This window comes from Mycobacterium sp. (genome assembly GCF_025933915.1).
Taxonomy (GTDB): domain Bacteria; phylum Actinomycetota; class Actinomycetes; order Mycobacteriales; family Mycobacteriaceae; genus Mycobacterium.
Genome location: NZ_JAICZA010000176.1, coordinates 1 through 8,496 on the forward strand (window position 1 = coordinate 1; position 8,496 = coordinate 8,496).

At 63.7% G+C, this 8,496-nt stretch carries 7 protein-coding genes and 2 pseudogenes; 5 read left to right on the top strand and 4 right to left on the bottom strand.

Annotation, left to right across the window (positions count from 1 at the left end; all coding sequences use genetic code 11):
- Positions 1 to 202: pseudogene (locus Q0W90_RS20950) on the top strand (esterase family protein); the annotation flags it as partial.
- On the opposite strand, the gene Q0W90_RS20955 reads toward Q0W90_RS20950, so the two are convergent.
- Positions 199 to 357: a hypothetical protein gene (locus Q0W90_RS20955; RefSeq protein ID WP_297776331.1), complete on the bottom strand. Its 159-nt coding sequence runs from the start codon at positions 355 to 357 to the stop codon at positions 199 to 201. The pseudogene Q0W90_RS20950 and the gene Q0W90_RS20955 sit on opposite strands and share 4 nt — an antisense overlap.
- Before the next feature lie 97 nt (positions 358 to 454).
- Between Q0W90_RS20955 and Q0W90_RS20960 the strand changes: the two genes are divergently transcribed.
- From Q0W90_RS20960 to Q0W90_RS20970, 3 genes are all read left to right on the top strand, one after another.
- Positions 455 to 1,120 carry a TetR/AcrR family transcriptional regulator gene (locus Q0W90_RS20960; RefSeq protein WP_297597827.1) on the top strand — a complete coding sequence of 222 codons (666 nt, stop codon included), beginning with the start codon at positions 455 to 457 and terminating at the stop codon, positions 1,118 to 1,120.
- A gap of 91 nt (positions 1,121 to 1,211) precedes the next feature.
- A complete protein-coding gene (locus Q0W90_RS20965) occupies positions 1,212 to 3,338 on the top strand; it encodes an Rv1355c family protein (protein ID WP_297700804.1) in 2,127 nt (708 codons plus the stop codon).
- A 103-nt stretch (positions 3,339 to 3,441) separates the two neighbouring features.
- Positions 3,442 to 5,355, top strand: a complete 1,914-nt coding sequence (locus tag Q0W90_RS20970) for an EAL domain-containing protein (RefSeq protein WP_297599504.1) — start codon at positions 3,442 to 3,444, stop codon at positions 5,353 to 5,355.
- A 408-nt stretch (positions 5,356 to 5,763) separates the two neighbouring features.
- Here the strand turns inward: Q0W90_RS20970 and Q0W90_RS20975 are convergent, their stop codons facing one another.
- The gene (locus Q0W90_RS20975) at positions 5,764 to 6,480 is read right to left on the bottom strand and encodes a hypothetical protein (protein WP_297599513.1); all 717 of its coding nucleotides are present in this window, start codon (positions 6,478 to 6,480) and stop codon (positions 5,764 to 5,766) included.
- A gap of 375 nt (positions 6,481 to 6,855) precedes the next feature.
- On the opposite strand from Q0W90_RS20975, the gene Q0W90_RS20980 reads away from it, so the two are divergent.
- Positions 6,856 to 7,101: a hypothetical protein gene (locus Q0W90_RS20980; RefSeq protein WP_297599505.1), complete on the top strand. Its 246-nt coding sequence runs from the start codon at positions 6,856 to 6,858 to the stop codon at positions 7,099 to 7,101.
- 53 nt (positions 7,102 to 7,154) lie between these two features.
- Here the strand turns inward: Q0W90_RS20980 and Q0W90_RS20985 are convergent, their stop codons facing one another.
- Both Q0W90_RS20985 and Q0W90_RS20990 read right to left on the bottom strand, forming a co-directional pair.
- Positions 7,155 to 7,601 (bottom strand): PaaI family thioesterase, encoded by a 447-nt coding sequence (locus Q0W90_RS20985; protein ID WP_297599506.1) that lies wholly within the window; start codon positions 7,599 to 7,601, stop codon positions 7,155 to 7,157.
- A 26-nt stretch (positions 7,602 to 7,627) separates the two neighbouring features.
- Positions 7,628 to 8,496 (bottom strand): annotated as a pseudogene (locus Q0W90_RS20990) (excinuclease ABC subunit A); the annotation flags it as partial.

Genomic DNA, 8,496 nt, shown 5'->3' on the forward strand with positions numbered 1-8,496 from the left:
AATCGACTGCGCCGTGGTCGCGCAGCCCGGCAGGCACGATTGGCCGTTCGCGGACCGGGTGTTCGCGGCCGCGCTGCCCTGGCTGGCCGGCGCGCTGGGTACCCCGGGGATTTCGCGGACGCCGTTGCCCGTCCCGTCCGCGCCCGGCGCCGGCGCCCCGGCGATCGTCCCGGCCGAGCATTCCAACACCGCAATGCGTTAGCCGTCGGCGCTCGAAGAGGTGAGGGGCGCGTCGACGAAGGTGACGATCCGCTGCCACGTGTCTTCCGCCTCCGGTTCGGAGCAGGCCATCGCGTCGGCGCCCCAGATAAGTGACACCAACCATTTCGCGGTCTCCCCAAATATCGTTTCGACCACCGCCCGCTCAGGCAGAGCGCATACGCACGGGAAGATACGCAAATATGGCAACCCGATATTGCCGTATTGCGGCGCGATATCGGTATATTGTCCGGCCGTGGACCCTCCCCGACTGTTTCCCTACGACCCGGTCCCTGCACCCGAGCCGGCGCCCAAGGAGCGGATCCGCGACGCCGCCCTGAGCTGCTTCGCTCTTCAAGGCATCGCCGCCACGCCGCTGCGCGCGGTCGCCGAGACGGCCGAAGTGTCAATCGGGCTCGTGCAGCACCACTTCCGCACCAAAGCCGCTCTAATCGCCGCCGTCGATCAGTACGTGCTACAGGTGCTCAGTACGGCACTGGAGTCGACAGCGCTGCCCGACCCGCCATCCGACGCGCTGCACGAAGCCGGGCGCCGGCTGACCGCACTGATGGCCGAACGCCCCGATGTAACGACCTACCTCGGGCGCGCGCTCGCCGAGGGTGGTGCATTCGGGTCGGTCATCTTCAATGGCCTTGTGGGTATCAGTGCGGGGCAGGGCGACCAGTTCGTGAGACAGGGCAACGCCCGACCCGACCTTGACCTTGATTGGGCGGTGCTGAACCCGATCATTCTGCGCGTCGGCGCCATCATCTTGCATCCGTACATCGAGCTCCACCTAGGCAAGTCGTTCTTCACCGAGGCGCAGCTGCGGCGCTGGGACGCGGCCGTCACCAGCCTGATACGCCGAGGACACTTCCTCGAGCAGGCGGAACCTGAGGACGGTGACATCATCGCCTGGTGACTGATAGGCGTCGGAGACGCGGTACGCCGCCGACATCGGATTTTTCGCCTGAGCGCTCCGGCTGGCCGTCAGGTGCTATACACGAAACACCATGGACAAGCCCGACGTAACCGCCTATACCGCGCAGGTTCTCGACCCCGATGAGTCCGACGACAGGGTGGCATTGCAGCGGCTACGAGCTGATCCCAACGTCGCGGTCATCGACCAGCTCGACGCGCAATTGGCCAACCTGCGCAGCCTTCGGCCACCAGTGAATCCTGAGCTGCTCGGCGAAAGGACCCGGTGGGCGAACTACCCCTGGCGGCGAGCAGTCGTGGCAGTGCTGGGCCCGCGCGGGTACAGCACGGTACGCCTGGACCGAAACCGCAATAACATCACCGCGCAAGAACAGGCCCGACTTTCCGCGCTCCGCATCGGCGTCGCTGGCCTCAGCGTTGGGCACGTCATAGCGCACACTCTGGCCGCCCAGGGATTGTGCGGCCACCTTCGTCTGGCCGACTTCGATCACCTCGAGCTGTCAAATCTAAATCGGGTGCCAGCCACCGTGTTCGACCTCGGGATCAACAAGGCCTATGTGGCGGCGCGTAGGGTCGCCGAGCTCGATCCCTATCTGACCCTCGAGGTCTTCGATGCCGGCCTGACGGTAGACACCGTCGATGTGTTTGTCGAAGGCCTGGACATCGTCATTGAGGAATGCGATTCACTTGATATGAAGGCCGCGCTGCGCCAAGCCGCCCGTGCCCGCGGCGTTCCAGTGTTGATGGCTACCAGCGATCGTGGACTCATCGATGTCGAACGCTTCGACAAAGACCCGCTGCGCCCGCTTCTACATGGTCTCCTGAGCGATCTCGAGCCCGGGTTGCTTCCAGACATGAGCAGTGGTGAAAAAGTTCGGCACGTCCTGCGTCTCCTTGAGGCTGAACGATTGTCGCCTCGCGGGGCTGCCTCACTAATAGAGGTCGACCGCTCGCTGACAACCTGGCCACAACTGGCCTCAGATGTCGTGTTGGGCGCGGCGGCGCTTGCAGAAGCCGTACGCAGGATCGGGCTCGGCGAATCACTGCGCTCCGGTCGCACCCGCATCGATATCGGCTGGGCACTCAACCAACTCGGCGAACCCACCATGGACGAGCACCGCCCCCTAGCGACAGAGCGCCAGGAAACAGCGCGGCTAGCGGGGATACCCGGTGTCATTGCGTCAGCCGCCATCCGAGCCCCATCCGGCGGAAACGTACAGCCATGGCATATCCACGCCACGCCCACCGACGTCACCATCGAGGTTGCCGTCCAACACACTTCAACGATGGACGTCGCGTTCCGCGCCAGCGCCGTGGCAGTTGGCGCTGCGTTGTTGAATGCCAGAATCGCTGCTGCCGCTCACCACGTTCTTGGGCCTGCCACCGTCGCCGATCACGTCGGCGGATCGCCGTTGCGTGCCACTCTGAAACTCACCGACGGCACTAACCCAGAACTCGCCGAGCTCTATCAACCAATGCTTGATCGCGAAACCAACCGCCACCAGGGAAGTCCCGAACCCGTCGACGCCGCCGCGATCGCAGCCCTCAGCGCCGCAGCACAACAAGAAGGCGCCCGACTGCACCTGCTCACCGACAGCAACGACATCGCAGATGTCGCAGACGTCCTGGCCGCGTCCGATCGCATCCGCTACCTAACACCGCACCTGCACAAAGAAATGATCTCCGAACTACGCTGGCCCGGCGACTCCGACCCCGACACGGGCATCGACATCCGCAGCCTCGAGTTAGAAGCCGGCGAACTGGCCGTACTCGGCATTCTGCGCCGCCCCGACGTCATGGCCGAGCTCGCCCAATGGGACGCGGGCAGCGCGCTAGGCGAACCCACCCGCGAACGCATATTAGCTAGTTCGGCGCTGGCTGTTATCAGCGTGCCTGGCCATGCTCTTCGCGACTACGCCAAGGGCGGGTCGGCCGTCGAGCTGGTCTGGATCCTCGCCCAAAAACAAGGGCTATCGGTTCAACCTGTCTCGCCGGCCTTCCTCTACGCCAACAGCCGCCCTGATTTCGACGAATTGTCACCCCGGTTCGCCGACCCGCTAGCGCAGTTGCAGCGAGACTTCCGAACTCTGACCGACACACCTGCCGGTGATGCAATCGTGCTGGTACTGCGGTTGGCGGTCGGGCCACCCGCATCCGTACCGAGCCGCCGCAGCCTTGACCGGACCCGGGTGCAGAGTTGAGTCGTTCGCTTTTTGCATCGTCCTGCATACGTGTTCTGGCAAAGATGCCTGGCGCGCTACGCAAAGCGCGCCATGAGAGCCCTTTACAGCTACGGTAAAAGCGATGTCGGGCACCTTGGACTATCTGGTCACTGCGGCCGCCGCCGAGTTGATGGCGGCCACCGCGGCTGACTCTGCGGCGATCAGTCAACGGGTGCTCCGAGACTTGGTTAGCCACTTCGGGGTGGACTTCAGCTTCCTGCGCCACAACGATCACGCGATCCACGCGACGGTGCTCGTCGCCGAATGGCCACAGCGCCCGGATGTTCCGGAGCCCGACCCTATCGGTGTTGTATATTTCGCCGGGGCCGACTCGGTCTTCGCCAGGGCCGAACACCTCAAAGTACCCGAGGTTGTCCGTCCCGAGCCGGAAACTGCCGACTATCAACGCAATATCGAAGAACGTACCGGGTTTCCCGCGGTCACCCTGGCCGCCGTACCACTACTGTCGGGAGATATCACCACCGGGACGTTGGCCTTCGTCAAGCTCGGAGACCGCGAATGGCTTCCAGAAGAACTCAACGCGCTGCAGGCGATCGCCGCGCTTTTCGCGCAGCTGCAGGGCCGCACCGTCGCCGAAGAGCGACTCCACTATCTCGCAGAACATGATGACCTCACCGGCCTGCTCAACCGCAGGGCGCTGATCGAATACCTGGACCGCCGGCTGGCCGAGGGGCAGCCCGGCCCGGTTTCGGTAGTGTTCCTTGCCCTGGACCGCTTCAAGGTCATCAATGATCACCTTGGTCAAAACGCCGGCGATCGGTTTATCGAGACTTTTGCCAAACTGCTGCGCGAGGCCACCGATGTTCCCTCCGTCATCGCCCGCTTCGGCGGTGATGAGTTCGTCGTCGTGCCAGCCGCATCGATGGATGTCGAAGCTGCCGAAGTGTTTGCTGGGTCGCTACACGGGCGAGTTGACCAGCAGGTCGTGATCGACGGTGAAATGCTCAGTCGCACCGTCAGCATCGGCGTCGCCGCGGGTCTACCGGGGCACGACAGCACTTCGGATCTACTCCACCGAGTCGATCTGGCCACCCGGTCGGCCAAGGGTTCCGGCGGCAACAAGGTCGCAACGTTCAGCCCGGACATGTCTCGAACAGACATGATCCGCAACGACATCGAGCTGCATCTGCAAGGGATGATCGATGGTGACAGCGGCGCACTGATGCTGCATTACCTCCCGGAGTTCGACATGCGCACCGGCGAGATCCTCGGCACCGAGGCATTAATCCGTTGGCAACACCCAACTCTTGGCCTATTAATGCCCGATTCGTTCATCCCCGTGGTCGAATCCGTCAATTTGGGTGCCAAACTCGGCCGTCACATTATGCGTTCGGCGTGTGCGCAGTTTGGACTGTGGCAATCACACGGCGTCGGGCACGGCGCGGTGCTTCGTATCAACGTCTCGCCCGTGCAGCTCGTCACCGATGGCATCGTCGACACGGTCGCGACGGCCCTCAACGAGTTCGGCCTCGATCCCAACACGGTATGTCTGGAAATCACCGAAAGCGTTGTGGTCCAGGACATCGACGCCACACGCAGAACGCTCTTCGGATTGAAGGACATTGGAGTACAGATCGCCATCGACGACTTCGGCACCGGCTACAGTGTGCTGACATATCTGAAATCGCTCCCCGTCGACACACTCAAGATCGACAAAGGCTTCGTGCTCAATCTCGACACGAACGCCGGCGATCTGGCGATCGTGCGCTCCACTATGGCCCTTGCGGACGCCTTCGGGCTAAACGTCGTCGCGGAAGGCGTCGAAACGGTGGCGGCGGCCAAGATGCTGCTCGACCTGGGTTGCTATCGGGCGCAAGGCTTTCTGCTGTCGCGCTCGCTGGACAGCGCGGCAATGGAGGCGCTGCTCGCGCGACGCGTCATACCTATGGAGTTCTCCAACGGGCCGGCCGCGCCACCGGACAATGGGCCTACGGGGGAGAAGGTGGTTCAGATCCGCGGGCAGCGGAGCCGGTAATCGGCGCTTACGGGCGGCCTTGAAAGAGGTATTAGTACGACGGAGTCTTGTTCTCGGGATCCCGTTCGTCGCCTGTGGACGTCAGCGTCCACCTTGGGCTGAATCGTCGTTCCATTTCGGGTAGTCGATGCGCGGCACACGCAGCTTGTCCCGGGAGGGAATGCGCCAATGTAGAGCCACGTATCGGGCGCCGCCAAGGCAGTAACTTGCCGGACGTAGGTGTTTTTCGGGCTAACAGCAAGCGGCAACCTCACTAATGGGCCGCTCAGTGATCGGCACAGCTCGACCCCGGAGCTGTCGCGCGTGACCGGGACGCCGACTCGACTCGCGGCTCCCACGTCTTCTCGCACGAGGCCGCCTTCGTCGGTGACGGTTCGCGTGACTTCCGCCACATCGACCTGCTTTCTCCTAAGCCGAAATCCGACTCAGGATTTCGGCGTTCTCGGCGCACATCAGCTTGAATTGTCCCGGCTCGGCATGGGTGGAAAGGGTGCGACGATCCCACCACATCACTTTGGTTCGGTAGTTCTCATTGGGATAGGCCGCCGCCGGCACGCGTGCGGCCACGACGCCTCCGGAGGATTGCCACTGCTCGAGCACGTGGGCCGCCGCCGTGGCCATCACGAATTGAGCACCCAGCAGCGTCATCGTCGGCAGCGCGGTGCGGGCCAGCACTCGGGAAAGCGACTGATTGCCGTATTCGCGGGAATCGGCCCAGGCGCTTTTCACCTCCGCGATGCCAAAGGGAATCCGGTTGGCGATCATATGCCGCAACAGGGGCAGACCTGGGTTGCCCTCCCACTCCACCAGGGCGTGGGAATCCTCCGGCGTGCGCAAGGGCCCCACGACACGCGTACCGCCGACAACGCGCCCCTTCGGGTCGAGCGCGGCGAAGAACAGCGCCGTGTCGGCACCGTCCTGGATGGCATCGACATCGAGCACCCAATCCAACCCGTGCCTGCGATAACTGTGCAGCGCACCGTCGAGGTATTGATTCCACAGATCAGGCTCCGCCTGCGGCGTGGCCGCGACGACCCAACATCCCGTGGCGTGGTCGCGCCAGCCGGACCCACTCTCCGACCACGGGTCGCCAAACACTCTTGCTTCGAGCTGAGCCGCTTCCATGGGTTTACCTCCACTCATTTGCCGCGCGATCCAAGCTAATTCTTTCAACAGGTCGTGAATCGTCTCGCAATTCGACTCGCGACAAATAACCAAGGTGATTGTGACATAAGTAGCTAATTGCGAACCCGCAGCGCGGGCAGAAATTTCCAAACCGCGTTTGGGCAGGCGCGCATGGGATTTGGCGAATGGCGCGGCTACTCTTGAGTAACCCATGGCCGCTGCCCGGTTTATGGTTAACCCCCTTCCACGCTAGAGCACGGGAAATGCGACGCGTAGCGACCAATCCGCCGCTAATCTCGGTGCAAAGAATATGGAGTCCACACACTGACAACGGATGTTGCCTATTTCGACCGCCAGGCGCAGTACCGTGACGGCATGCCCGACGAACCGACCGAGCCCGGCGCCACCGATTCCGGATACGACGACGCCGGAGTGCCGACCTTCGAGTCCGTGCGCGACAAGATCGAGGCTCGTTACGCGAGCGCACAGGGCGGCGCCGAACTCGATGCGGAATCACCCGAGGGCCGGTCGGTCGAGGAAGAGTACGACGAACGCCGGGGCGCCGCGGCCGAGCGGCTGGCCCAGATCCGCGAGTCGATGCGACCAGGCCACGACGCCTGAAACGGTGTACGTCGTCATCCTTCAGGGACCACCAGATACCTTGCCCGACAAGACTACTCGGCTCTTTCGATGGCGGTCATCGTAGCCAGGATGGTGGCCACGTGTTTGGAATCGTCTCCGGTGACGGCATAGGCGTCGCCTCGACAGACGGTGAGGTTTCGACCGGGGCGCAGGACCTCGCCCTGCGCCCGCAGGCGATCGCCGATGGCGGGAGCGAGCAGGTTGACCTTCAATTCCACCGTCAGTACGGCCTTCCCCCGCGCCATGAGCGTGAACGCCGCGTAGCCGCACGCGCTGTCGAGAACGGCGATTCCGACCCCAGCGTGGAAGAACCCGTCTTGCTGCGTCAAACCCGGGACGAAGGGCACTTCGATCTCGACCGAACCCGGCTCAACGCTTCGGAGTTCAGCGCCGAAGGTGGCCATGAGACCCTGCCGCGCGAAGCTTTCCCGCACTCGCTGCCGGTAGTCCGGGTCACGGGGTTCGAAAGAGGGGCGCATAGCCCGGACAGTATCGCGCAGCGGACTCAGGCGGTGGCTTTGCGGCGCCTGCCCGATCGGCGCGCGGGAGCACGTGTTGCCGCCGCACCGCGCCCGATGACCTCGGCGAGGAACTTCCCGGTGTAGCTCTCCGGCACCGCCGCGACGTCCTCCGGAGTTCCTTCCGCGACAACCGTTCCGCCCTCGGCGCCGCCTTCCGGCCCCATGTCGACGATCCAGTCCGAGGTCTTGATGACGTCCAGGTTGTGTTCGATGACGATGACGGTATTGCCTTTGTCGACAAGGCCGTTGATCACCTTGAGCAACTTGCGGATGTCGTCGAAATGCAGGCCCGTGGTGGGTTCGTCGAGGATGTAGACGGTGCGTCCGGTAGAGCGCTTCTGCAGCTCGGCGGCCAGTTTGACGCGCTGCGCCTCGCCGCCGGATAGCGTCGGCGCCGGCTGGCCGAGCCGCACATAACCCAGGCCGACGTCGACCAGGGTGCGCAGATAGCGGTGGATGCCGGTGATCGGCTCGAAGAACTCCGCCGCCTCCTCGATGGACATGTCCAGCACCTCGGAAATGGTCTTGCCCTTGTAGTGCACCTCGAGGGTTTCCCGGTTGTAGCGGGCGCCATGACACACCTCGCAGGGCACATACACGTCGGGCAAAAAGTTCATCTCGATCTTGATGGTGCCGTCACCGGTGCACGCTTCGCAGCGGCCGCCCTTGACGTTGAACGAGAACCGGCCCGGTTGGTAGCCGCGGACCTTGGCCTCGGTGGTGGCGGCGAACAGGGTGCGGATCTTGTCGAACACGCCGGTGTAGGTGGCCGGGTTCGACCGCGGTGTGCGGCCGATCGGCGACTGATCCACCCGCACCAGCTTGTCCAGGTGGTCCAGCCCGGTGACCCGGG

Coding starts and splice junctions, on each gene's coding strand:
- Q0W90_RS20970 (WP_297599504.1), top strand. CDS start 3,442: ATGTCGGGCACCTTGGACTATCTGGTCACTGCGGCCGCCGCCGAGTTG.
- Q0W90_RS20975 (WP_297599513.1), bottom strand. CDS start 6,480: ATGGAAGCGGCTCAGCTCGAAGCAAGAGTGTTTGGCGACCCGTGGTCG.
- Q0W90_RS20985 (WP_297599506.1), bottom strand. CDS start 7,601: ATGCGCCCCTCTTTCGAACCCCGTGACCCGGACTACCGGCAGCGAGTG.
- Q0W90_RS20980 (WP_297599505.1), top strand. CDS start 6,856: ATGCCCGACGAACCGACCGAGCCCGGCGCCACCGATTCCGGATACGAC.
- Q0W90_RS20965 (WP_297700804.1), top strand. CDS start 1,212: ATGGACAAGCCCGACGTAACCGCCTATACCGCGCAGGTTCTCGACCCC.